We start from the raw sequence: 24470 nt of genomic DNA on the forward strand, positions 1-24470 counted from the left end.
TCGGTATTCAAGACTAGCTATGCGGGGCTGGGAAAACAGAGATGTTGTTTTACGGTATTAACGAAGCACTTCAAAAAGGTGAAAGAGTTTGTATCACAACGCCGAGAATGGATGCTGTTCTGGAATTAGGGGTACCGCCAGCATTTCGGAAAAAAACCACGCTAAGAAAACCCTGGTTGCAAAATCAGAAAATATATCCTTAGTCCTAGACACAGGCAGTGTCTTTTTTTTGCACAAAAATAATACAACACAATATTAATTGTGTTGTATTGGGTGTTATAATAACTATGAATCTACGAGTTTTACGCAACACAATTTACTATTAAATAAACATTTGTGTATGCAACACAATTTATAGAAGGGAGGAAAATACATGGATGTTGCAAAACAGTTTTCTTCTTATCTTAAACAGGAGAAGAAAAGTGAGAACACTGTTAAGGGATACACATTAGGTATTAGACAATACATAACATGGTTTGAAGGTTCATATGACAGAAAATTAATGAAATTGTACCGACAAAATATCTTAGAGTACATTAGTTATTTAAAGAATGTCAAAATGTTGAACGCCAAGACCATCAATCACAAGATTAGTAGCCTTGCTAAATTTAATGAATTTCTAATACAGAAAGGCAGTCAACAAGATCAGGTAATTTTAAAAACAGACATGATAAAAATTCAAACTGCGTATGCTTCCCCAACCCAAATTGTTGAATTGGATGTAAAAAAATTTTTGCAAAGTGTGCTAGAGGATAATAACAAACGTAATTATGCAATTGTCACTCTCCTGACATACACAGGGGTACGTATTTCAGAGGCATTATCTATCAAAATGAATGACTTCAATTTACAGACTGGGGAATGTATTATTCGAAGTGGAAAAGGAGATAAACAACGAATTGTATTACTAAATAGTAAGGTACTTCGTGCTATCAAAGATTATCTCATCGATCGAAAAACATACAGTACAGCACATGAATCTCCTTATCTTTTTATTAGTAAAAAGCGCGAAAAGCTCGACCGTACGGTCGTCAATCGTATCTTTAAATCATATAGCGATGTTATTACCCCGCACCAGTTACGACACTTCTTCTGTACGAATGCAATTGAAAAAGGATTTAGCATTCACGAGGTTGCAAATCAAGCTGGGCATTCTAACATCCATACAACATTACTTTACACAAATCCAAACCAACTGCAGTTAAAAAATAAAATGGAACTCTTATAAAGGAGCAAAGGGAAAACAATGGGAGTTAAACAATTACTGTCAGAGGCACAACGAAATGAGTTAATGGATTTATCACGTTTAACAGAATGGGATTTAGTAACATTTCATACTTTTTCTAAACATGACTTACATTTAATATTAAAACACCGTAGAGGATACAATCGTTTAGGGTTCGCTCTTCAGCTCGCATTAATCCGTTATCCTGGCTGGTCTTTAACAGAATATAAAGATATTCCACAATTTGTAGTGGATTATGTTGCGAGTCAGTTACAGATTCCACCTGAAGAATTTTTAGTATATGCCAAACGTGAGAATACTCTATGGGAACATCTTGGTGAAATTCGAGCAGAATATGGATATCAGAATTTCTCTTCTGAATATAAAGAAACTTTATTACAATTTTTAGTACAACAAGCAATGGATAACAGTAATACCCTCTATTTAATTGAAATAGCAATATCTACATTGCGAAAAATGAAGGTCATTCTTCCTGCTATGTATGTGATTGAAAATATCGTCTGGGAAGCAAAGCAACAAGCAGATCAGAAAGTGTATAGCATACTACATGACGGTTTGGTCCAAGAACAAAAAGATCAATTAGATGCGTTACTTTTACCAACTATAAATGGGAAATCTTCATTAGCATGGTTAAAAGATGTACCTGCCCAACCTTCACCAGAATCATTTTTAAAAGTAATAGATCGACTACAATTTGTTCAAAAAATTGGTCTTACTATTGATACCACAAAAATTAATACAAATCGCCTTCGCCAACTCGCTAGATTAGGATCAAAATATGAACCATATGCCTTTAGACGATTCAATGAAGTAAAAAGATATAGTATGTTAGTTTCATTTTTATTGGAGATTACACAAGATCTCATAGATTATGCAATCGAAATTCATGATCGCCTCATGATGAACCTTCAAACAAAAGGGAAAAAGGAACAAGACGAAATACAGCAAGCAAATGGAAAAAAATTAAACGAGAAAATTTTACAATTTATTACCGTATGTGGGACATTGATTGAGGCAAAAGAAACTGGTAAAGATGCTTTTGCAGCTCTAGATGAAGTAATGTCATGGAATGAGATGGTCGAATCTGTTGAAGAAGCAAAACAACTATCAAGGCCTTTAAATTATGACTATTTAGATTTGTTAGATACTCGTTATTCATATGTTAGACGATATGCACCTACTTTATTACGCAGTCTTCATTTTAGAGCGACCAAATCTGGAGAACCCGTTTTACAAGCACTTGATACGATTCATGAATTGAATGAAACAGGTAAACGAAAAGTGCCTCATGGCGCTCCCTTACATTTTGTGTCTAACCGTTGGCAAAAACATGTATATGATGATGATGGAAACATTAATCGGCACTATTATGAATTGGCAGCTTTAACAGAGTTAAGAAATCATATTCGTTCAGGAGATATCTTTGTATCAGGCAGTAGACATCATAAAGCATTTGATGATTATCTTATACCGTATGATGAATGGAACGAAGTTTCAAACATTCCAAATGGTCTTACAGCCCCTTTAAAAGCTGAAGATTATATAACTGACCGAATAAACATATTAAATGAACGTTTAAAATGGTTATCAGAAAATAACGAGAAATTAGAAGGAGTAGATATTAGTCAAGGAAAACTACATGTTGAGCGATTGGATAGAGGGACTCCAGAAGAAGCAAAAGCATTTAGTAAACTTCTTCATAGTATGTTACCCAGAATAAAACTTACAGATTTACTATTAGAAGTGGCAAGTTGGACTGGATTTCATAATCAGTTTATCCATGCTTCTACCAATCAATCTCCTGATCAAGATGAACAGAATATTGTATTAGCCACTTTGATGGCAATGGGGACAAATATAGGTCTTACAAAAATGGCGGAAGCTACTCCTGGAATCTCCTACAGACAAATGGCAAATGCTGCGCAATGGAGAATGTATGATGATGCAATGGTTCGCGCTCAATCTATTCTCGTGAACTTCCAAAAGGAACAGAAGTTATCATCCTATTGGGGAGATGGGACAACTTCCTCCTCTGATGGTATGCGTCTATCCATTGCTGTACGTTCTCTACATGCAGATTCCAATCCACACCATGGAACGGGAAAAGGTGGAACAATTTATCGATTTGTAAGTGATCAACTATCTGCCTACTATGTTAAAGTCATTACTACAAATGCACGAGATGCTCTTCATGTATTAGATGGGCTTCTTCATCATGAAACAGATTTAAAAATTGAAGAACATTACACAGATACGGCAGGATATACAGATCAAGTATTCGCCTTAACACATCTGCTAGGATTTCGATTTGCTCCTCGTATTCGTGATTTGGCGGATACTAAGCTTTTTTCCATACCCGGCGCAGAGGAATATACAAATGTTCAAGCCCTTTTAAAGGGAAAAATTAATTTGAAATTAATAAAAGAAAATTATGAAGATATTAGAAGGCTGGCATACTCAGTTCAAACAGGAAAAGTATCTAGCGCCCTTATCATGGGGAAAATCGGATCGTATGCAAGACAAAATAAACTGGCTACAGCACTTGGAGAAATGGGACGAATAGAGAAAACCCTCTTTACACTGGATTACATATCTAATAAGGCAGTAAGAAGACGTGTTCAAAAAGGGTTAAATAAAGGAGAAGCAATAAATGCATTAGCTAGGATTGTGTTTTTTGGACAACGTGGAGAATTTAGAGAACGTGCTCTTCAAGATCAATTGCAACGAGCTAGTGCGCTAAACATTATTATTAATGCAATAAGTGTGTGGAACACAGTATATATGGAAAAAGCTGTAGAAGAATTAAAAGCAAGAGGGGAATTTAGAGAAGATTTAATGCCTTATGTGTGGCCGTTAGGATGGGAACATATCAATTTTCTTGGAGAATACAAATTTGAAGGATTGCATGAAACTGGACAAATGAATTTACGTCCTTTACGTATAAAAGAGCCGTTTTATTCTTAATATAACGGCTTTTTTATAGAAATAATCCTTAGCGTGGTTTTTTTCCGAAATGCTGGCGATACCCCAATTAGCACAGAGATTGCAAGAAGTATTTCCATATATACAGGTAGCGGCTTTCAGAAAAGGAGAAATCCCATTATTAGTTACAACGACAATTTTAGAGCGAGGCGTAATGGTGAAAAATTTGTAAGCAGCGGTTTTATGAGCTGAAGAACATCGCCATCAAGCTAAGGGGATTAGATTTACAAAAATACATAAAAATTTATCTCCGACTATGCCATAGTAGGAATCTCTATATAGGCCCAGTACCAGCGTTGCTGTAACCAGGGGCAAAGTAAATATTTTAAACCGTAAAGTTCTGGCTTCCAGAACTTTTTTATATGTTGAAATTTTCTTAATAGATAGGATAAGGAGGCACAATCAAATGAAACAAAATTGGGAGATAGAGGAGCTTATTGAACATTTTACAATTATCCCAGAAGAAATGCGCTTAATTGGAAATAAATATGGAAGCACACGACTTGGGTTTGCTGTTTCCCTAAAATTTTTTCAATATCAAGGCCGTTTTCCAAAAGGAAAACAAGAAATCAATAAACAGCTGATTGACTATGTTGCGAAACAAGTAGGAGTACCTGCCGATTCCTTTCAGGAATATGATTGGAACGGACGCGCTATTAAATATCATCGAGCACAAATCCGTGAATATATGGGATTTCGAGAGAGTACTTCCGAAGATATGGAACAAATAAAGCTATGGTTACAAGCCAACATTCTGCCACAAGAACTACAAATAGATCGTGTACGAGAAAATGTTTTACATCACCTCAGACAACAACAACTTATCCCCCCAACTCAAGACCAACTAGAGAGAAATATTAAATCAGCTATTCACCAATACGAAGAACATATTTCACAATCCATTTTCACACAGCTCTTAGAGCATTCAAAATCCAAATTAGATGCCTTTATACGTACTTGGTCCCAGACAGAACAACTTGAAGAGGATCAAACTATCCTTAGTTTTCGGGAACTTGTATCTGATCCTGGAAGGATTGGGTTAGATAGTTTATTACAAGAAATAGAAAAACTCCGAATTGTACGGGATATACAACTTCCATCAGATTTATTCTACGGTGTTCCACCTAAGATGATTCGAACGTACAGGCAGCGTGCGGTTTCTGAAGATACTAGAGAGCTACGTAGGCATCCAGCCCCTATCCGTTACACATTATTATCAGCTTTCTTTTGGTGTAGGGGTAGAGAAATTACGGATAATTTAGTTGAACTCATTATTCAAATTGTTCATCGTATTGGCGCTCGTGCAGAAAGAAAAGTTGAAAAGGAATTTTTACGTGATTTTCGCAAAGTAAGTGGTAAGACAAACGTATTGTTTCGTATGGCTGAAAAAGCAGTAGAACAACCAGATGGCATTATAAAAGATGTTTTATTTCCTGTCGTAGGTGAGGATACATTAAAAGACATTGTGAAAGAAATGAGGCATACAGGTCCCGCTTACAGACAAAAGGTTCATACAGTTATGAGATCTTCCTACGGCACCCATTATAGGAGAATGGTTCCTGCTTTACTCGATATTTTAGAGTTTCGATCGAACAATGACGTACATCGTCCTGTAATAGATGCAATTGTTTACTCAAGCAATATAAGCTTATCAATCAATATACATACAATGAAGCTGATTACATTCCGATAGAAGGAGTTGTAAAAGCAGCATGGATTGATACAGTTATTGATAAAGAAACAAATCGTATCAATCGAATGAATTATGAAATCTGTGTTCTTCAAGCTTTACGAGACCGATTGCGTTGCAAAGAAGTATGGGGAGTTGGAGCGGACCGATATAGAAATCCAGAGGAAGATTTACCAGAGGATTTTGAACAAAACAGGGAAAAACATTACGCAGCACTACAGAAACCCCTTGAAGCACAAACACTTATTCAAGAATTAAAAAACAGTATGAATATAGCATTGGAAAAATTAAATAAACATGTGAAGAACGATACTAAAGTACGAATTTTGAGTAAGGGAACTGGATGGATTTCTGTATCACCTTTGCAAGCACAGGCTGAACCAGTTAATCTCAATCTCGTAAAGGCAGAGGTTATGAATCGCTGGCCGATGACCAATCTTTTAGATATTTTAAAAGAAGCGGATTTACGTGTTCATTTAACAGATATATTTCAAACATTAGGGAATCGAGAGATTCTCGATAAGGAGACACTTCAACGTAGACTTATTCTTTGTTTATATGGACTAGGAACGAACACAGGGGTAAAACGTATTGCTGCCGGAGACCATGGAGAAAATTATAAAGAGTTGCTTTATGTGCGCCGTAGGTTTATTCATAAAGAAAATTTACGACAAGCCATCTCAAAAGTAACTAATGCTATTCTAGCTAGTCGTGTAACCGAAATATGGGGAGAAGGAACGACAGCATGTGCATCTGATAGTAAAAAGTTTGGAGCTTGGGATCAAAACTTACTGACGGAATGGCATATTCGATATAGAGGCCGAGGAGTAATGATTTATTGGCATGTAGAAAAGAATTCTACGTGTATTTATTCGCAACTCAAATCTTGTTCTTCTTCAGAAGTAGCTTCTATGATTGAAGGATTGCTACGGCATTGTACAAACATGGAAATGGAGAAGAACTATGTAGAGACACATGGACAAAGTGAAGTTGCTTTTGCTTTTTGTCATTTACTAGGATTTCAACTAATGCCAAGGTTTAAAGCTATTCATGCGCAAAAATTGTATCGTCCGGATGTAGGTATGCAAGACTCATACCCCAACTTGCAGCCAGTTTTAACTCGATCAATCAATTGGAATTTAATTGAACAGCAGTACGATCAAATGATTAAGTATGCTACAGCCGAAACAGAAGCGGTTCTCAAACGATTTACCCGTAACAGTGGACATCCAACTTATCGAGCACTTAGTGAATTAGGAAAACCATTAAAAATCATTTTTCTCTGTGAGTATTTATCATCAGAAGAAATTCGGAGGGAAATTAATGAAGCAAAATATCAAATAATAACTAATTATTTGATACTTTGCCCCTGGTTACAGCAACGCTGGTACTGGGCCTTGAAGTAAGTATAATGAATCACGAACTGTGCCTGGAATCATCAAACCGTGGAGTCCGGTAAATTGATCGCTCGTATAGTTGTAATACGTAACACCACGACCAGAACCGAAATATTTAGGATTTGGACCAGTGTGTACGGATTTTACTGGTGTGATGAAACGTAATCCATCAGCTGAAGCAATTTCTCCACCACCCCACATTTTAGCCAGCTGTAATTGGCTATGAAAATCTACAAGTTGCGCGTTTGATTCTGAAAGCGTTTCTGCACGAAAATAATTTTGTTCAATCCATGTAAGACGATCAGGTTCTAATGAAGGAACCCCATATTGAACTAAAGGTCTTAACCCAATATTGCATGCTTGAGATATAAGCAATGCACAGATACTTATAGGTAACTTGTTAATTCTAGATTTAGCCTCACTAATATGTCGAAAACCATCCATAAATCCCGTCCAACGATTTACTTCGAGTAATAATTGAGGAATATCTATATTTGGCAACATCGTATGTATTTGTTGTTTTAGTTTTTGTAGTGATTCAGGTTCTGGTTGTTTGTCTAAATGTGTCAAAATAATTCTCTCTTTACCTGCAAATGTGTCTATTTGCACTGCAGGATTATTCTCCCAATTCTCAATGACTTGATGATAAGTTTTGTCTAACTCTTCTTTTAACGGTGTCAATGATTCATAAGAATCTATTGACCAGTCTAATGAGCGAAGAATACTAGGGCGAATACTTTTCCATTCTTCGCCTTGTAATAATTGTGCGCGAAGGTCCCCATATTTTTCACTTCCTACTATATATAGATCGTGTCGGTGCAAAGCTTCTAATACTTGTTCGAGCATCCAAAACGTATATGCTCGATGATTTACAGTTCCGGAATCTTTATCAATTACAACCTTAGCCCAATTTGCATTCAAACCGGCAAGAGGAGCATTTTCCATCTTTTCTTATTGGATTTCCCATGCTCCTTTACAAAACTCCATGCTTGCAAGATGGGTAATCCAGAAGGCGTTGCTTGTAATTCAATTTCTTCCATGAGTAAAGGAAGAAATTTTCGGATTGTTCCATAATGCTGTAACAATCCTGAATAGGCTAGTGTTTGATTTGGTGAATAGGTGAGTGAATCAACAATTTGGACAGCTTGTATTAAATCCTTTTCTGAGATTTTTTCAAATACTGCCGTCTTTGGATGGACGGAAGGATCCGTATGTTCTAATAATATTACACAAGCTTCCCGTAATTGGCGCGCTGCCTTATCTAAATCCTTAATTGTACGAAGACGTTCTTTTTGTTCCTTTCGATATGTCTTAGCAAATAAATCTGTTAAATATCTATCAAAAATATCAATGACATCATCCTGAGCACTTTGTGTATACATTTTAGCAAATGCAACTAACATAGCCATACGTCGTTGATCGGGCATTCTAGCAATTGTTTGTGATCTAACAGCGACTGTGTGACGCGCGAATTGTTTTAATCTTTTCGAAGGAATTCTAGACATATCCCAATTTTCAGTATTCAATTGACGAAGCTCTTGTAAATGAATCAGCGTATTCTTAATGCCCGTAACACTAATCGTAACAGGTGGATTACTTAGACACTCTAAATATGTTTTCTTTGTTTTTTGATCTATCTGAAGAAGGTTTTCTAATTGTTTTTTCTGAACATTATCCGGAAGACTAGAGAGCTTTTTCCATATATTTTCTGCTGAACGATCACGAACCATTGATACTAGCCTTGTTAATACAGATACACCAGGTAGTAAAATTTTTTGTTCGATACACCGTGCTGTTGCTAAATCAAATAAGACACTTGGTCGTTCATTATATAGCCAAGCACGTGCATATAGCCATCTGATGAATCGCCAATGTGTTGATTTATCTGTAAATTTTTTATATCCATAAACAGAACGTATCTCTTGCATTTGATCCCACTGACTGCGTTTATTTCGATAACGAGAAAAGCTTTGAGCATCTAGATGAAGTTGATTTGCCATATATGTAATAACCGATTGTGGTACATTTGTAGGATCAGATAAAAATGTTCCTAAGAACCTAACGGTTCCTAATTGAACAGCGAAACCAAGTTGATTATGCTCTCCACGACGATTCCATATCAGTTCTTTGTCTGTATCATCTAACCAAAAATATTTTGCTAACTGCTCTGATGTTGGAGTGTCACAAAAATAACCATATTTTTCTTCTTGTTCAGGTGTTAAAAAATCTACAGGCATAACCCTTGTTCCTCCTGTTACAATTCTTAGTTTGTATCATATGACCAAATGAGTAAGATGATGTGCATTCTTTAGTTCCAGGCAATCTTTTCTACTTCTCCCTGTAAATCTTCTTGTGTAGCTCTTACATAAATCATCGTGGTATTCAAGTTATCGTGTCCCATAATTTGTGCAAGACGATGTAATGGTGTGCGTTCAGCCATCACATAACCAAAGCGATGCCTTAAATCATGGGCACTAAATCCTTCTAACTTTGCAAGTCTAATATACTTCTGAAGAATATGGCGGATCGCTCTTTCTTGTAGGCGTTTTCCTGTTTTAGAAGAAGGAAACAAATAACTCTGTGAAATCTCACTTAATCTGATATGTTCTTCTAGTGCCCAACGAGCTGTACTATTCAAAGGAACTTCCCTCTGTTTATTTCGTCTTCCAGACCGAACAACAACATAGCCGCCTCTTTTTCTCATGATAACATCCTTTATTTGAACATCACACACTTCCATTGAACGAAGGCCAGTATGAAGCATAAAAATAATCATTGCCCTGTCACGTAGTGTGCCGTATTTTTCAACGGCATGCATTAACGCGGCTTCTTCTTTATCTGACATACGTTTGGGACTCGTTTTTTCTGTTGGTACAAACTTAATTGATTTTGAATAATTTGTTTGTACCAGTCCTTTTTGCTTAGCCCAGTCAAAATAACGTTTGATCGAATTAATGCGTCGGTTAATCGTAGAAGGTTTTAGTAATCTTGTAACTTGCATATGCTCTCGATATCGAGCAATAGTGCGAGCGGTAACTTCTATTGGATGAAAAAGAGTATCCTCAGTATGTTTTCCCCACACATTTTCAAACCAAAATACAAAATCTTTTAAATCACTCGTATATTCTTTTAGTGTTTTTGTATGCAAATCTCCTTCTTGAGATAAGCTAGAAATAAAATCGGAAATCAAAGATGTTGCTTGTATAGAAATTATTTTAGTGGAATGCATAAATACCTCCTCTTTTATTGACTTACATTAGCGGACATGCTATTTTAATCTTATCAATTATGTTAGCGGACATCAAACATTTATTTTCTCGTACTTCATGTCCACTAATATTAATTAGTGGACATTCAAAAAAACGAAGGTAGGTGCATCACATGGCTATTCGTAAAGATGAGTTGTATCAATTGATAGATCGTCTTGACCGACAAGATGAAAAAGCAGCGTTTGATTTTTTAGAATTTCTTGTTCAACGCTCAAAAAAGAAACCTAACGATTGGGAAAAAATTGATATGGCGGATCCGGATCATGAACCATTGTCTACACAAGAAATAGAACAGCTAAATAGTGAAGAAGGATATGTATCAGGGGAGGACGCAAAACGTGAATTCGGACTACAAATTGATTTACCATAAGTCCGCGGTGAAATTTATTGCAAAGCAAGAAAAAGGAATACAAAAAAGAATTGCTGAAGGATTGAAGGGACTTCTTGAAATCCCTCCTGAAGGAGATATTAAAAGTATGAAGGGCTACACAGATCTATATCGATTACGGGTTGGAACTTTTCGGATTTTATTTGAAATAAATCATGATGAGAAAGTCATATACATACAAGCCATTGGAAATCGTGGTGACATCTATAAATAGTACTTACACGCATTTTTAAAGAGGAAGATTTTCTGCATTGAAGAATCTTCCTTTTTTTATGCGCGAATAATGTCCGCTAATGCTTGTTGCGTGATTTTGTTCTATTGCTACACATACCCCTATAACTGGTAAATTGTGATCCTTGATCACTATGAAATAAAATCCTTTTTTGACCGCTATAAGCATTTTTAACTTGTTGTATTGTAGTATTGAATCTTTTACTAATTGAGCATCTTGGTGAGTATCCAGTGAATAGCCTAGCACCCGTCGGGTGCCAATATCTAATGCGGCACAAAAATATACTTTCATCCCATTTGCTAAACGAACCTCTGTGATATTGCATACAACAGTTGGAACGTCTTGCATACCAGGCTTAAAGGAACGCTCTAGTACATTCGGAAATGTATAATGTTCTTGCTTTCTTTTCTTATAATAAGTAACAACTTTTGATTTTAATCCAGCTTGGCATAGAGCTTGTCTTACTTGAGATAAGCTCACCATAGCGAATTTATTTATAAGATAATGGTACAAGTTTCGATACCCCAGTCTGCCTTTTAAACGTTTAAATTGCATAACAATATAAGCCGCCGTCTTTTTGCGTTTTTTCTGAATTGCAGTGGTTTTACGATGAAGATAGTCGTAAAAAACACTAACAGACACTTGTAATCGATGGCAAAGCCAGCGCACTCCAAATACTTGATTATACGGTCTTATAAACTGAAAACGTGTTAATTTTGGTTGCTGGCAAAGAAGGTTGCCGCCTTTTTTAGGAATTCATTTTCCTTTTTTAACGCCTGGATTTCTCTTCGTAAAGAACGTAGTTCTTGCATATCGGTTCCCTCATTATCTAAAAGTGGAGAAGAATATTTTTTGCTCCATGAATTAAGGATCCCATGTCCTAAATAAAATTCTCTTTGAATACTCGAAATTGTACGCCGTTCTTTAACCACCAATTCAACACATTGTTTTTTAAACATTTCATCATACTGTTTTTTCATCTGAAACACCTCTTATATAGAATAATTTATCTCTATACTGTGTTCCAGTTTTACTGTACCACCTCATTTCATGAAAAGACGTATACACTTTATGTTAGAACTTAACTCTTTTCGCACAGCTACATGTATACTTGCAGGAGTAGAAGCTATGTATATGAGAAAAAAGAGCAGATTGATTTGCGGGATCAGTCTGTTCAAATTCAAAAACAATTCATTTATCAATTATTTGGATTAACAACGGAAAGAATGATTCCGGTAGGAATTCTCATTGTTTTTTGGAATGTATCCTTTATTGGTACCAGAACTCTTAGAAGCCAGATCAATTCATTAATAAGGAAAAGGTCGTATCAAAAAAACAAAAAGATACAAATATATTATGAAAAACATCTAAATAACGATTAAAGTTAACAATGATTTTATTGTTAACTTTAATCGTTATTTTTAAAATAACAACAATTAATCCTTGTTTTATCGTCGTTTTAATTATTTTAATTTGTTAACTTATTTCGGGAATTCACTTCCAATAATGACGGAAAAATGTTATCTTGTTAACAAGATAATTAAAGGAGTGAAGAGTTAATGAAGATCACTATAATGAATAAGGATTCTGGAAACTCACTTGATATGAACTTAATTGATGGTTTCTATATCGAAATTCCTACAAATGTTGTAGAAATCAGTAAAGATGAAGCTGATTCTCATTTTGTAGCAACCATTACTAATCCCAAAGAATTATTATCTCGCCTACTTATTTCAACAACAATGCCAGGAGAAGACACAGAAAGATTCTTCTTAGTTGGAGACGAAGCTGCAAAGCATGCATTAGCTAACAATCATGTCAATAAACTTCATGACAAGATTACTAGTCCTATCCCTTATGTGATGTTTTTATCCGCTGTTTCTTTCTACCATGCTATTAATGAACAGCACGAATCAGATGACAATATAATTGAAATTGAATATTTTCAAACTATGTTACCTATATGGTTACTGAAACGAACAGCCAAATTTAGTGAAGCCCAAAATGCCATGGCAGAAAGATTTGCTAGAGAACATGAAGTTACAATACATACACCAGGGATGGAAAAAACATTAAAAATAACTGTAGGAAAGGCTACTTGCCGTATCGAAGGAGAAATTGCACGTTTAGCAATTAAAAAGGATTTTGAATTAGAAGATCGTGAAGAAGCAAGACAATTTGATAATAATGATACAGTACTGGTTGATATTGGTGGTGGAACAATTGATTTAGTATTATCACCAGCTGGTTTAAAACCACCTAAGAACCGTGATTCTATGCAACCGATAGACAAATTATCTTATCTATCTCATATTGAAAAATTAAGAAAAGAAAAGTTCCTAGAAAAATTTTCTGATTTACGTTCATTTGAAACATTTATAGTAAACAATTTCCAAAAACCTAAAATGGAATTAGTTGATGGAAATACTGGCCAGCGTGTAGATTTAACGGAAAAAATCCGCTCTTCTTTAAAAGAGTTTGCTAAGTTTATAATTTTAAAAATTCAAGATGTAATGCCTGCACCAGCTGATAAAGTTTATAAATATATTTATTTCGGTGGTGTTGCTCCAATACTAGAATCTAGCATCCACGAGGTCATAGAAGAAATGTATGGAGCTGAAATTGCTCAAGCAAATCATATTTTCTTACCAGATTCACGCAAATTAAATCTATATGGCCTTGAAGTAAAAAGTCGTGGCGAAATTCTGCAAAAAAAAGAAAAATAAGTATGACCAGAAAGGGGGAGCCGCATTATGGGACGTACTAAAAAGCCCGAGAAACAAACAGTCTTCGGACTTCGAACAGATCACATGAGCAATAAAGTTTATAATCACCTTGAGCAAAAAGCTCGCTCCAAAAAGCTTGCGGCTTATATTATCCAATTAGTTGAACAAGACTTAACTCAGAAAGAGCCTTTTGATACAAAAAAAGAACTTCTAAAAGTCTCAAAAAATCAAGAACAAATGATGAACGCTATAAAACATATTAAACAAACTATTTTAGAGCTCCAGGTGGCTCCTGCATCTTCTGTCTTTATGCAAAACAAGGAGAACCCCTCTAATTCTCTGGCAGACGATTTATTAAAAGACGTAGGTCAAATGGGACAATTAATAGCCAATATCAATGTTACAGGATCATTAGATGAAGATGATTTAGAAGACCCTGATTTCTAGGACAAAAGAGTTACTTGTATGAGAGTAACTCTTTTTGTTTTGTATCAATTTAAAATATCCCAAATATTTTCTTCCTTTTGGGTTCTTGGTTAGGAATATCAGCTTTAGTGTTGATTTTTTCTAATTCCATCATAATAAGATCCAGTTTTTCTTCTAATTTCTGATTTTTTTCACGTTCTGCTTCAAGTTCTTTTCGAAAACTTATAAATTCCGTCTTTATATCTCCTAAGAAATTCCGAATTTCGTTTGATATAGAGTGTATCGCATACTGTCCTTCTTCACTCCGTTCCCTTGTCACAGCAACCTCTGAATGCGACACAGGGCGTGTTGCGCGCGCTTGTTGCGCCATCAACACGCTAACAGCATGGTTCAATGAAACCTTAGTTTTTTCTCTAATTTCTTTTAGAGTATTAAAAACTGTCACATCATCAGCATGATACAGTCTTGTATCACCATCTTTATTAAACTCATAGCCTTGTTTTTCGAGTTCTAAGCTATATTTTCTGATTGTACTCTCTGCTAGATTGGTGATACGGGAAACATCGATTGTTTTTAAGTGCACTTCACTTACTACATCATCTTTTTTCGCCATTCAATCACCTCCATTAGAGCATTACTATGCTCTCACCGCAGTATCATTTTACTAATTCTTAATACTTATTGTACACTTTTTATTCTGCTTGCAAGCAAGAATTTTTTACTTTTCAATTTCCGCTTAATTTACAATCCAGCGGGTTCTGGTGCAAATAAAGGATACATTCCAAAAAACAATGGGGATTCCTACCGGAATCGTTCTTTACGTTGTTAATCCAAATAGTTGATAAATGAATTGTTTTTGAGCTTGAACAGACTGATCCCGTAAATCAATCTGTTCTTTGTTTCTCATATGCATGGCTTCTACTTCTGCAAGAATACATGTAGTTGTGCGAAAAGAGTTAAGTCCTAACATAGAGTGTATACGTCTTTTCATGAAACGATGGTCTTGCTCTACGATGTGATTTAAATATTTTATCTGCCTGATTGGCATGCCTAACGGCATTTTTTTCTCTTTCTTCAACCCGCTGATAGCAATGGGATAGGCGGGATTTTTATCAACTGTGATTACATGAGGTTTTAAAACATAAAAAAACCGCAAAGCCTTCTTGAAGAACCGCTTTGCAGCCGTATGCTTTCTAGATTTACTGAGATAAAAATCAATCGTGTTCTCTTCAGAAGCAACGGCACGATATAGGTACATCCATTGTCTTTTTACATTTATGTACGTTTCATCTACTCTCCAGGAAGCATTCGTTTGTTTGAGATGACGTCGGATTCGCTTTTCTAACTTCAGCCCATATTGATGGACCCAAAGCATAATCGTTGTATGAGGCAGGGATAGGCCTCTTTCCTCCATCATTTCTATCAAATCATGAAAACTGAGATTGTACCGTAGGTACCAGCGCACAGTTAACAAAATAATATCCAGCTAATAGCGCTTCCATTGAAATGAAGTTTCCTTTTTCATACTAATCACACACCTTTTTAAGAATACGAGTATCAGTATGTTCAAGTTTAAGAGAGTATTTGCGAGTGGCCTGAAGTTTTTGTACCAGAGCCGTTTTTATGTATGTGATTTTATTGCTGTTTATTCCAGAATTGAACGTATCTATGCAGAGCCTCAACGCTTTTAAATCCCAAAAGTGTTTTAATTTCAATGGGCTTTATGCCATTCTGTAGGGCATTTAATATAAAACGGTTCCGTAGCATGGTAGGCGTTATATGGATTTCAGCGCGTTTCGCTTCTTTCTGTAACATGCGTTGTACAGCGATTCGAGTTAAAGGGGCGGGTTGATCGTTTTCATAGTCCCAGCGGAATGTTTGCGGGCCGAAATCAAACGCCACAAAGAAGGGGTCGCCCGTTTGTTGGCGCGGTCTAACAAGATTAGGAATCTTGTTGTAATACGATAAGGCAAGTTTTATATGTTCTTTTGAAAGGGTAATGGATCGTTTGTGGGCGTGTAGCCCTCCTGGGGTAATCGTATTACTCCCAAAGTGTATATCATGCATGGATAGCGTGAGAATGTCCTGGATAGATAGCCCATAATCTAACATGAAGTGGATCAATAAAAGGTTACGTTCCAGAATAAACTTTCTGCCTGACGCCTGGTAGTCGGTTAACCCGTTATAACTACGCATGACGCGGAATAGCTTTCTAATTTCTTTGTCTGATGCAAAGTGTTTAGAAGTCAGTCCAGGAGGGGAGACATCACTTTTTAAATCCTGGGCCACACCATGAAATTGTAAAAAGTTAATCAGAATGCCTCGTACACGTTTGATATTAGAAATCGACGCTCCACGTTCCCTTTTAAGAGCTTTTAAGTATTTATCTAATATATTTGTATCAAAAGAACGAAAAAACGATTCTGGGGGCAATTTGACGTGTTTCTGAATCCATGATGTAAAAAGGGTGAGATCGTAGCGGTATTGTTTAACGGTGGAAGATTTACGGCCATGTTTTAACAGATCAGCAAGGAAAACATCAACGGAAAGTTCCCAAGTCATGTTTATATACTCCTTTGTCATAAAAATTGTGTACCGCAATTATAAACGAGAACCACACAAACAGGCAATAAGGGATTCTAGGTCGTGACGTTTTCCGATGGGACTTGCTTGGGATGCCCTAGCCGAGACATTGCGGGGCTATGCGGAGACATATGGGCCTGGCTAGACAGGGCGTAGAATTGTGATATAGATGGATATGTGGATGTATTGGAATGTGTGGAAGGCGAATGATGGGCCGATGTTGAGGGAGGACGATAGGCGAGGAATGGGAATGGCCGCCGCCCCGCCTACGTAGTTTTTTGAAAATCTGCCTGGTAAGGGTATCTTGATTCAGCTATGAATCAAGATACCCTTACCAGGAGAGCTTCAAGGTAAATCTAAGTTTCTAAATATTCCGCGGAACCTAGTTCTATCAATGAGTTTAAGATAAGAATAAGTTCAGAATAACCTAAGTATGTTGTCGCAACTAATTCTGTAGATTTATCTCATATTATTCTGAATTAATTCAGAGGTTATTTTCTTTACTGAAATGCTCATAATGAACAGAAATGATCATTTGTTTTTAAAGTGCTGTACTATATATTCATGGTAAAAATCACGAATAATAGTATTTATACTGTCTACAGATATTCGGTGTTCCGTAGATTTGTATATTAAATGACAAGAAGAGTTCTATTTTGGTATTTAGTTTGATCTGGGGGGGATGTTTAAAAATCTAGAAAAATATAGTTCCCAATATGAGATACTTTTTATAATAAATCTTGTTTTAAAAAAAATTAAAATGATTAAATACATTAGGATTTATTTTTGCTCAATAAGCCTTACTCTCACAAGGGATTAGAAAATTCTTCTTATTTAATTACTGATTTAAGAGCAGGTTCAATTCGAGTATAAATTCATAGTGTATATGTTGTGAAAAACACTATGAATTTATAAAAATTTAATAGATTGATATTATGTTTAATCTATTAAAATAAAGAGTGGCATGACAAAAAACCTTGTTAGGAGTGAATTTTTTGAACAAGGCTATAAAACAATTATTTTTTTGTAGAAAATGAGATTTAGGCGTTTGGATCAATCATTTTTTTGAATAAATCCATTGATGGTATTAGACTCTTCATTGGTTTTCCAAATGCCATATTTGTTGTGCGTTCTTTTACTTGTTGCTCTCTACGCTTTCTGTTTGCAGTTAACTGTTTTGTATATGTTGTTATGAAATGTGCAGGTGTACTTACTTGCGATTTGTTTACTTCAAACAACTGTACGCAGTCCTCAAAAGTCTTTCTTGCTTCCCAATCTACGCATGGCGGCATACGTAATGCAATTGTATAAGCATCCTTTTCAGTGATATTTGTATCTTTACTTATGATATACATATACAGTTTCTTTTGATCTTCACTCATAAACTCATCCATTTCGCGGAATCGTAATTCTAGCTTTTCACCCGAATTAGGGGCATTCATTGGCTGTTCTTCTACTTCTTCATTTGTAGAAGAAACAGCATCCAATATATCTATTCCCTGGCATGTAGGCACAGTTGGTTTTTCGGCTTGTTCTGTAGATTTCTCCTGTTTTTTACTTAGTTTTTTAGATAGAAACTTTGTGAATGTAGAAAAAATATCAATGGAAAACGCCCATTTTTGCTTAAAATATTCAATGATTTTTAAATAATTGGTATTGAGGCTTAATATGTAAATAGATGGTGCAATCTTACCATGACGTCTTGTTTTGATTTGATGGCATACTTCAAGGTCCTCTAACCAATTCAGAATAAAGTTGATGATCGGCACAGAAATACCCGATTTTTCACTGATTTGATTTTGTCTCATTTGAGAGTAGCCTTCTTGTACTAGGTAAGATAAAACAACTTCTAATGCTTTATAGCGGCGTGGTGTTTGTACGAAGAAATCTTTAGTGGTTTTACCTTCTGTATCTAAAAGAATCAGATCAATAGCTTTAATTACTTTTTGTACTGTTTTATTGATAGCACCTGTAGGAACATGAACAAGGTTTGGACTTAATTCTCGTTTTGCTGTACTTAGCAAAAAGTTATTTAGTAGCATAAAAAAACCTCCTATTTTTCCCACCTAAAATAAACAGAAAAATGCTGGAAAAACAGAGGTTCTATATTCACATTACATATACAATATGGTATAATTTCAGTATCAAGTATGATACTAAAAAAAATCATATAAATTTTTTATGTGAATGAACCCTGTTAGGGAGCTTTTATCTGGTGTCGTCGCCAAACTTCAGCCAGATAAAAGCTCGAGGTGGGTTTATTTTTTTTTGTTGTTATATTTGTATTGTAAAACGTTCCTCGCAAAATATCAATAAAAGATGAATAAAACCTATTCGAAATTCCAATATAAATTTTCGGAATTTTCAGTATTTATTTTTCAACCGTGTTGCCAAAGATTCGTAATATTCTAAAATAAAAAACATGAAGATATGTTAAAATTTTGTAAAGGGCTAATAGGGTTTAGTGAGGAGGAATTGTCACTATGAACGAGATCATTACAAAAGAAACTACAATGAAACATCTTATGGATGAAATATCACAAAAAATAAACGAAAAATATACATTACGTAAAATAGCCAAATTATCGGGAGTAAGTAGAGAAAAGATAACTAGGGCAATTGAATGTAAAAACAAATATGAAATGAAATTAGACAGCTTTTTAAAAGTGGTTAGTATCTTATATGACAATTTAGAGGTAAGACGTCAAAAAATTAATACCTTTATACTCTTAATAAAAAGTCCTTTGAACATTAGGAAAGCCTTGTGTTATTCGCATGTTTCTGGAGATTATGAGATTATAGATGTATTAATAAAAAAACATATTAATACGGATAGTGTGAGTCAGTACCTATTAATTTATGATTTATTTAATCGAAGAAATAAAAATGAAATTAAGGGGCAAAAAATAGTTGATGAAATTAAAAATTTGAAACTTTCTTCTAATGCAGAGTGTCAAGCGTTATCAAATTTGCTTTATACTGTGGCTATGTATGATGAGGACGAATCAAATGCAGTTGCTCCCTTCGCAAAAGACGCTGAAAAATTTATAAAAGACATTAAACAGACATATATAAAAGATCATTTATATATGCAATATAAAGAGAGGCTTGCTTATATATATTTGTTGAGTGACAAAATTGACAAATGTAGAGAAGTTTGTGAATCAATCTTAAAATCAGACTTAGAAATTCCGATGATTAAGGCTGTTGCAAAAGGTTGTTTGGGAGAGAGTTACATATATGAGGACCCTTTGAAGGCAGAAATGCACATGGAATCAGCTTTGGAGCTTCTTGATAATATCCATGTCCCTAGAAAATCTCAAAAATATTTTGCTTTTAAAACAACATTGGCACATCTTTATATTGAAAATAATTTTAATCTTCATAAGATTGATTTTGATTATATTCATACTGGCGAACACGCTCATTATGAATGTTTACATGGAGATCGAGAAAAAGGGCTTGCAATGTATAAAATTTTGGAACAAAATGGATTTAGTGCACATCAATTATATTCTTATTCAAAAGTAATTGGAGACATACAAGGTTTAAAAGAGGCATTAATATCTTTTGAAAGATCTGGAAACTTGTTTTATGCTAGAGGTGTGAAACAAGCGCTATTGAAAAGCGAGGTGAATTTAGTTGACTAAATATTTAATGTGCATGTTACTTATCTTAGGGATTTCAGTAACTTCCTTACATAACGAACCTGTTCAAAAGTTTGCTAAGGTTCAAGATAATCCCTCTTTAACTACATCTTATATGATGGTAGACCCTGGGACTGGTTGAGTGTAAATTTAAAAAACTGAATTTTGAAATGATTAGACGCTACTTATTGTAGCGTCTTTCGTACTTTTTAGGGGGTGGTGCGATTTTTGATTCTGTAAAAAAAATACACCACCTTGACACTGATTCTTAAATTATAAGAAAAGGACGTGGCATTGTCATGGAATTAAATATTCGTTGGTTAGAGCAAAACATTAAGAATAATTGTTGTACAACTGATGTATATACTATTTTCAACCTATATATGGACTTAATTCAAATATGTAAACAAGAAAGTACAGGGGAAAATATAGAAAAGACAGGTTAATTTAAACGTACTTACTTTAACTAAACTCATTTGATCTTTTTTTGAGATTTAAATTCATTCATATAGGCAATCAATTTTTTCTCTAATTCAGCTCTATGCTCATCTGGAACGCTTATGTATGTTTCAAATAAGTTTTTAGATAAGCGCGAGATGAGCTTTAATGTATCTTCATCCCTAACGGCCGCTTCTGGATTCAATAAATCATTTATACTTACTTTATAGTATGAAGCTATATTATTGAGCGTGGAAATGTCAGGCTCTCTGAATCCATTTTCCCAACCAGCATAGGTACTATAAGGAGTATTTAATTCTTCTGCGATTTTCTTGCGACTTAGTCCTTTTAATGATCTTAGTCTTTTTAAGTTTTCTTCAAGTGGTTTTAGTACATCTTTTTTTTCTAATTTTTTTATCATATCTAGTTTTTGATTTTGTATTTCTATAGAATCTGATGAAATTATTTGTGTATTAACTAATTCATCAATAAGAAGGTCATAGTAAATAGAAAACTTTTTTAAAGATAGCAAATCTGGTTCCCTTAAATCATTTTCCCAATTGTTATAAGCATAATAAGAGATATCAATTCTGGAAGCTAGCTCTTTTTGAGTTAGCTTTTGTGAGTTTCTGAGATATTTAAGGTTTTGTCCTAGAAATGTATTGGTCATAATTAAACTCCTTTGCATGGATTTTAAAATAAAATTGCGTTTTTGAATAAAAGTTATTCGTTTTGTGTTGACTTTCAACTTTAAGCCGAATACAATGTAATTAAGGGAAGGGAGGGTGAAAAAATGCTAGCGTCACATGAAAACAAAACCGTTGTACGAGAATACAGGGAATCCAAAGGTTTAAGTATTAAGGAAGTTTCCAAAGGCGCTAAAATTCCGATCGGCACATTATATGATGTTGAAATTGGAAGAAGGAGTCTGAAAGACAATAAAGCTAAAAAAATAGCTGATTTCCTTGAAGTTCCGATCGAGAAACTTTTCAGACCAACATATTATCGTGCAATACCCATCACAGAATGAATAAACCTCATGTTATTGATTACATCTATCTAAGTGTATTGTAAATGAAATTCGGCTAAAAGACGAAATAATTATGACTAAAGTATATTGTTCTATATTTAGAAAGATAAAATTCTAAATATTCTGTTCTTTGAAAACTGAATAATCCTAAAGGAGCTGTAAAAAATGGTTTTGAAACGATCGTATCAAACACTACTACTCTTTACGAGTGTACTTTTATTCATTATGAGCTTCTTGATTCCACTGAATCAAGCCAGTGCGGAGGTAATCAATCGAGAAAGGTATCAGATGGATTGGGCCTATAGTCCGCAGTATGGGAAAGATGTTCGTACAGAGCTTTTAAAGAACGCTAGTGGTCAAATTGCGTATTGTCTGGTATACGGTTTAAAATCCCCAAATGGAGAGGATTTACCCGAAGCGGGCAAAACAGATGATGTATCCTATCGTGTCTTAATGAATGGGTATCCACAGAAAACACCAGAAAATTTAGGAGTTTCCAATTGGAAAGAAGCCCATTACGCAACCCAATTAGCTCTTTGGAATGCACTTGGCCAGATTTCTGTTGATGAATTACAGTTCAAAAATGCGGCTGTTCAAAAAGCGGCAAAGAACATCATTCATGCGGCAAATCAAAGCCAGGATACACAAGATGTTTGGATGAATGTCATTCCAACGGATAAACAAGAAGCCCAATTAAACGGTGAATATTTCGAAACAACAACATATAACGTTCAAACAAATGCGAAAAAAGGTACATTTCAAGTACAAATGAACAATGCGCCACAAGGCACACGTATTGTCACAGAACAAGGTGAAGTGAAAGAAACATTCCAACTAGGAGAAAAGTTCCGTATTCAAGTACCAAAATCCTCTAAGAGTAGTGAACTATCTCTAAAAATCGTTTCAAATCTAACGAATGTTCATGCAATCGTATATAAAGGAACAAGTACGATTCAAGATGTAACTGTATTATTAGAGCGCAGTACAGAACAAGTAAGCACAGACTTACAAGTATTCTGGAAAGCAAATGGCGCCTTAAAAGTGATGAAAGTGGATGAAAGCAAAAAGCCACTACCAGGCGCAGTATTTGAAATCGCAAACAGCAATCAACAAGTTATGGGAACGATTACAGCTGACAAAAACGGTATCGCTGAAATGGGGAACTTAGAACTTGGCACATACACTGTAAAAGAAGTGAAAGCACCTGTTGGATATGTGTTAGATGCTACACCAAAGCCTTTTGAAGTGAAAACAGGTGAAATTGCTGTTGTTGAAATGAAAAATGTACAGATCAAAGGCAATATTGAGATTAAAAAAGTAAGTGATACAGGCAAGATTCTCCCAGGCGTTGAATTTACAGTATTTACGCCAGAAGGAAAGGCAGTCACAAAAGTAACTACAAATCAAGAAGGGATTGCGAAAGTGAATTCTCTTCCGTTTGGAAAGTATTACTTCCAGGAAACGAAAGGATTAGAAGGTTACTTATTAAATCAAACAAAGTATCCATTTGAAGTAAAAGAGCATAATCAAACACTTACATTCGAAGTGAAAAACGATCAAGTAAAAGGAAATGTACAGGTCTTAAAAGTAGATGAAGACGGAAAAACGAAATTAGAAGGTGCTGTTTTTATCCTAGCTGATGAAAAAGGTAAGAAAATCAGTGAGCATAAAACAGACAAAAACGGGTTAATCAAAATTGATAATATCCCATTCGGAAAGTACCAATTCATTGAAAAGACATCACCAGCGGGCTATGTGCTGGTAAAAGAGCCGATTCCGTTTAGCATCACTGAAAACGGGAAAACAATTGAGCTAGTTGCAAAGAATACGAAGATTAGAGGATCAATTGAAATTACAAAAGTAGACGTAGCCGATGGAAACAACAAGTTACCAGGTGCAGAGTTTACGATCTATAACGAGCAAGGCCAGGAAGTCGTGAAAGGAAAAACGAACGAACAAGGCATTGCGAAGTTCGATAAGCTCCCAGCAGGAAAGTACACATATAAAGAAACACTTGCACCACAAGGTTGTGCGAAACGTTTTAAATAAGTTACATCTGACAGGTGTAATGAAACTTAACCATCAGAAACACTTAGTATAACTAAGAATGAGCTGATGAGAACTTAACTACTGAATTCAAGAAAGTTGAAAGATAGCTTTCTTGCCGTGCGGAACCAATATCATTAGTAGGTCTAGGTAGTGACCTACATACGACACGTCAAAGTCGGAGATAGCACGAGAGGATAATCCACTATGCGTTTGGTAGCTGTTACTATCAATGGTATAAAGCGTGGTAAAAAGTAGCCTGATGTTCTAAGTGTATCATGACTGATATATATGGACTAATGGAGCGCTCCTCCGAAATCTATGGTTACACGTAGTGGAAGTTATGCGGTATCGTAAGGTGCGCTGTCGA

Annotated in this window: 17 protein-coding genes and 4 pseudogenes; 12 read left to right on the forward strand and 9 right to left on the reverse strand. The window is 35.2% G+C overall.

Going from position 1 to position 24470, the window contains the following annotated elements:
* Nucleotides 1-373: 373 nt before the first annotated feature.
* The 4 genes and pseudogenes from tnpI to PSR14_RS29785 all read left to right on the forward strand — a co-directional run.
* Nucleotides 374-1228 carry a TnP I resolvase gene (tnpI, locus tag PSR14_RS29770; protein WP_392355583.1) on the forward strand — a complete coding sequence of 285 codons (855 nt, stop codon included), beginning with the start codon at nt 374-376 and terminating at the stop codon, nt 1226-1228.
* Between the two features lie 18 nt (nt 1229-1246).
* On the forward strand, nt 1247-4210 hold the full coding sequence (locus PSR14_RS29775; RefSeq protein WP_392355582.1) for a Tn3 family transposase: 2964 nt from the start codon (nt 1247-1249) through the stop codon (nt 4208-4210).
* Nucleotides 4211-4634: 424 nt separating this feature from the next.
* The gene (locus PSR14_RS29780; RefSeq protein WP_262727205.1) at nt 4635-5921 is read left to right on the forward strand and encodes a DUF4158 domain-containing protein; all 1287 of its coding nucleotides are present in this window, start codon (nt 4635-4637) and stop codon (nt 5919-5921) included.
* 191 nt (nt 5922-6112) lie between these two features.
* Nucleotides 6113-7273: pseudogene (locus PSR14_RS29785) on the forward strand (transposase); the annotation flags it as partial.
* A gap of 42 nt (nt 7274-7315) precedes the next feature.
* Here the strand turns inward: PSR14_RS29785 and PSR14_RS29790 are convergent.
* Nucleotides 7316-9552 (reverse strand): annotated as a pseudogene (locus PSR14_RS29790) (Tn3 family transposase); the annotation flags it as partial.
* Between the two features lie 71 nt (nt 9553-9623).
* Nucleotides 9624-10544: a tyrosine-type recombinase/integrase gene (locus tag PSR14_RS29795; RefSeq protein ID WP_262727201.1), complete on the reverse strand. Its 921-nt coding sequence runs from the start codon at nt 10542-10544 to the stop codon at nt 9624-9626.
* A 152-nt stretch (nt 10545-10696) separates the two neighbouring features.
* Between PSR14_RS29795 and PSR14_RS29800 the strand changes: the two genes are divergently transcribed.
* On the forward strand, nt 10697-10954 hold the full coding sequence (locus tag PSR14_RS29800; protein WP_001007679.1) for a hypothetical protein: 258 nt from the start codon (nt 10697-10699) through the stop codon (nt 10952-10954).
* Entirely contained in the window at nt 10923-11186 is a 264-nt protein-coding gene (locus PSR14_RS29805) for a type II toxin-antitoxin system RelE/ParE family toxin (protein ID WP_002163075.1), read from the forward strand. Before PSR14_RS29800 ends, PSR14_RS29805 begins: the two co-directional genes overlap by 32 nt.
* Nucleotides 11187-11201: 15 nt before the next feature.
* On the opposite strand, the gene PSR14_RS29810 is transcribed toward PSR14_RS29805, so the two are convergent.
* Entirely contained in the window at nt 11202-11759 is a 558-nt protein-coding gene (locus PSR14_RS29810) for a hypothetical protein (protein ID WP_277505736.1), read from the reverse strand.
* A gap of 155 nt (nt 11760-11914) precedes the next feature.
* Complete coding sequence (locus PSR14_RS29815) at nt 11915-12184, reverse strand: transposase (RefSeq protein ID WP_277505737.1); 270 nt, start codon at nt 12182-12184, stop codon at nt 11915-11917.
* 67 nt (nt 12185-12251) lie between these two features.
* On the opposite strand from PSR14_RS29815, the pseudogene PSR14_RS29820 reads away from it, so the two are divergent.
* The 3 genes and pseudogenes from PSR14_RS29820 to PSR14_RS29830 form a co-directional block, all read left to right on the forward strand.
* A pseudogene (locus PSR14_RS29820) lies at nt 12252-12495 on the forward strand (hypothetical protein); the annotation flags it as partial.
* A 268-nt stretch (nt 12496-12763) separates the two neighbouring features.
* Nucleotides 12764-13930 (forward strand): ParM/StbA family protein, encoded by a 1167-nt coding sequence (locus tag PSR14_RS29825; RefSeq protein ID WP_098487638.1) that lies wholly within the window; start codon nt 12764-12766, stop codon nt 13928-13930.
* 27 nt (nt 13931-13957) lie between these two features.
* Nucleotides 13958-14377: a hypothetical protein gene (locus PSR14_RS29830; protein ID WP_098487639.1), complete on the forward strand. Its 420-nt coding sequence runs from the start codon at nt 13958-13960 to the stop codon at nt 14375-14377.
* Nucleotides 14378-14426: 49 nt separating this feature from the next.
* Here the strand turns inward: PSR14_RS29830 and PSR14_RS29835 are convergent, their stop codons facing one another.
* From PSR14_RS29835 to PSR14_RS29850, 4 genes are all read right to left on the reverse strand, one after another.
* A complete protein-coding gene (locus PSR14_RS29835; RefSeq protein WP_098487640.1) occupies nt 14427-14969 on the reverse strand; it encodes a hypothetical protein in 543 nt (180 codons plus the stop codon).
* Nucleotides 14970-15173: 204 nt separating this feature from the next.
* On the reverse strand, nt 15174-15842 hold the full coding sequence (locus tag PSR14_RS29840; protein ID WP_277505745.1) for an IS6 family transposase: 669 nt from the start codon (nt 15840-15842) through the stop codon (nt 15174-15176).
* A 149-nt stretch (nt 15843-15991) separates the two neighbouring features.
* The gene (locus PSR14_RS29845; RefSeq protein WP_098487641.1) at nt 15992-16918 is read right to left on the reverse strand and encodes a site-specific integrase; all 927 of its coding nucleotides are present in this window, start codon (nt 16916-16918) and stop codon (nt 15992-15994) included.
* A gap of 1061 nt (nt 16919-17979) precedes the next feature.
* Nucleotides 17980-18981: a Replicase RepFR55 gene (locus PSR14_RS29850; protein WP_098487642.1), complete on the reverse strand. Its 1002-nt coding sequence runs from the start codon at nt 18979-18981 to the stop codon at nt 17980-17982.
* Between the two features lie 441 nt (nt 18982-19422).
* Here PSR14_RS29850 and PSR14_RS29855 point away from each other — a divergent pair, with 441 nt between their 5' ends.
* A complete protein-coding gene (locus PSR14_RS29855; RefSeq protein WP_098487643.1) occupies nt 19423-20589 on the forward strand; it encodes an AimR family lysis-lysogeny pheromone receptor in 1167 nt (388 codons plus the stop codon).
* 469 nt (nt 20590-21058) lie between these two features.
* Here PSR14_RS29855 and PSR14_RS29860 read toward each other — a convergent pair whose 3' ends face one another.
* The gene (locus tag PSR14_RS29860) at nt 21059-21694 is read right to left on the reverse strand and encodes a helix-turn-helix domain-containing protein (RefSeq protein ID WP_000185548.1); all 636 of its coding nucleotides are present in this window, start codon (nt 21692-21694) and stop codon (nt 21059-21061) included.
* Between the two features lie 123 nt (nt 21695-21817).
* Between PSR14_RS29860 and PSR14_RS29865 the strand changes: the two genes are divergently transcribed.
* Nucleotides 21818-22054 (forward strand): helix-turn-helix transcriptional regulator, encoded by a 237-nt coding sequence (locus PSR14_RS29865; protein ID WP_000881199.1) that lies wholly within the window; start codon nt 21818-21820, stop codon nt 22052-22054.
* 165 nt (nt 22055-22219) lie between these two features.
* Nucleotides 22220-24082: pseudogene (locus PSR14_RS29870) on the forward strand (SpaA isopeptide-forming pilin-related protein); the annotation flags it as partial.
* Nucleotides 24083-24470: the final 388 nt, after the last annotated feature.

The organism is Bacillus sp. A01H (assembly GCF_045277205.1).
Classification (GTDB): domain Bacteria; phylum Bacillota; class Bacilli; order Bacillales; family Bacillaceae_G; genus Bacillus_A; species Bacillus_A paranthracis.

Excerpts from the sequence above, each read along its gene's own strand:
- PSR14_RS29780 (WP_262727205.1), top strand. The coding sequence starts at position 4,635 with ATGAAACAAAATTGGGAGATAGAGGAGCTTATTGAACATTTTACAATT.
- PSR14_RS29795 (WP_262727201.1), bottom strand. The coding sequence starts at position 10,544 with ATGCATTCCACTAAAATAATTTCTATACAAGCAACATCTTTGATTTCC.
- PSR14_RS29815 (WP_277505737.1), bottom strand. The coding sequence starts at position 12,184 with ATGAAAAAACAGTATGATGAAATGTTTAAAAAACAATGTGTTGAATTG.
- PSR14_RS29865 (WP_000881199.1), top strand. The coding sequence starts at position 21,818 with ATGCTAGCGTCACATGAAAACAAAACCGTTGTACGAGAATACAGGGAA.
- PSR14_RS29850 (WP_098487642.1), bottom strand. The coding sequence starts at position 18,981 with ATGCTACTAAATAACTTTTTGCTAAGTACAGCAAAACGAGAATTAAGT.
- PSR14_RS29845 (WP_098487641.1), bottom strand. The coding sequence starts at position 16,918 with ATGACTTGGGAACTTTCCGTTGATGTTTTCCTTGCTGATCTGTTAAAA.
- PSR14_RS29860 (WP_000185548.1), bottom strand. The coding sequence starts at position 21,694 with ATGACCAATACATTTCTAGGACAAAACCTTAAATATCTCAGAAACTCA.
- tnpI (WP_392355583.1), top strand. The coding sequence starts at position 374 with ATGGATGTTGCAAAACAGTTTTCTTCTTATCTTAAACAGGAGAAGAAA.
- PSR14_RS29775 (WP_392355582.1), top strand. The coding sequence starts at position 1,247 with ATGGGAGTTAAACAATTACTGTCAGAGGCACAACGAAATGAGTTAATG.
- PSR14_RS29855 (WP_098487643.1), top strand. The coding sequence starts at position 19,423 with ATGAACGAGATCATTACAAAAGAAACTACAATGAAACATCTTATGGAT.
- PSR14_RS29830 (WP_098487639.1), top strand. The coding sequence starts at position 13,958 with ATGGGACGTACTAAAAAGCCCGAGAAACAAACAGTCTTCGGACTTCGA.
- PSR14_RS29800 (WP_001007679.1), top strand. The coding sequence starts at position 10,697 with ATGGCTATTCGTAAAGATGAGTTGTATCAATTGATAGATCGTCTTGAC.
- PSR14_RS29810 (WP_277505736.1), bottom strand. The coding sequence starts at position 11,759 with ATGCAATTTAAACGTTTAAAAGGCAGACTGGGGTATCGAAACTTGTAC.
- PSR14_RS29835 (WP_098487640.1), bottom strand. The coding sequence starts at position 14,969 with ATGGCGAAAAAAGATGATGTAGTAAGTGAAGTGCACTTAAAAACAATC.
- PSR14_RS29825 (WP_098487638.1), top strand. The coding sequence starts at position 12,764 with ATGAAGATCACTATAATGAATAAGGATTCTGGAAACTCACTTGATATG.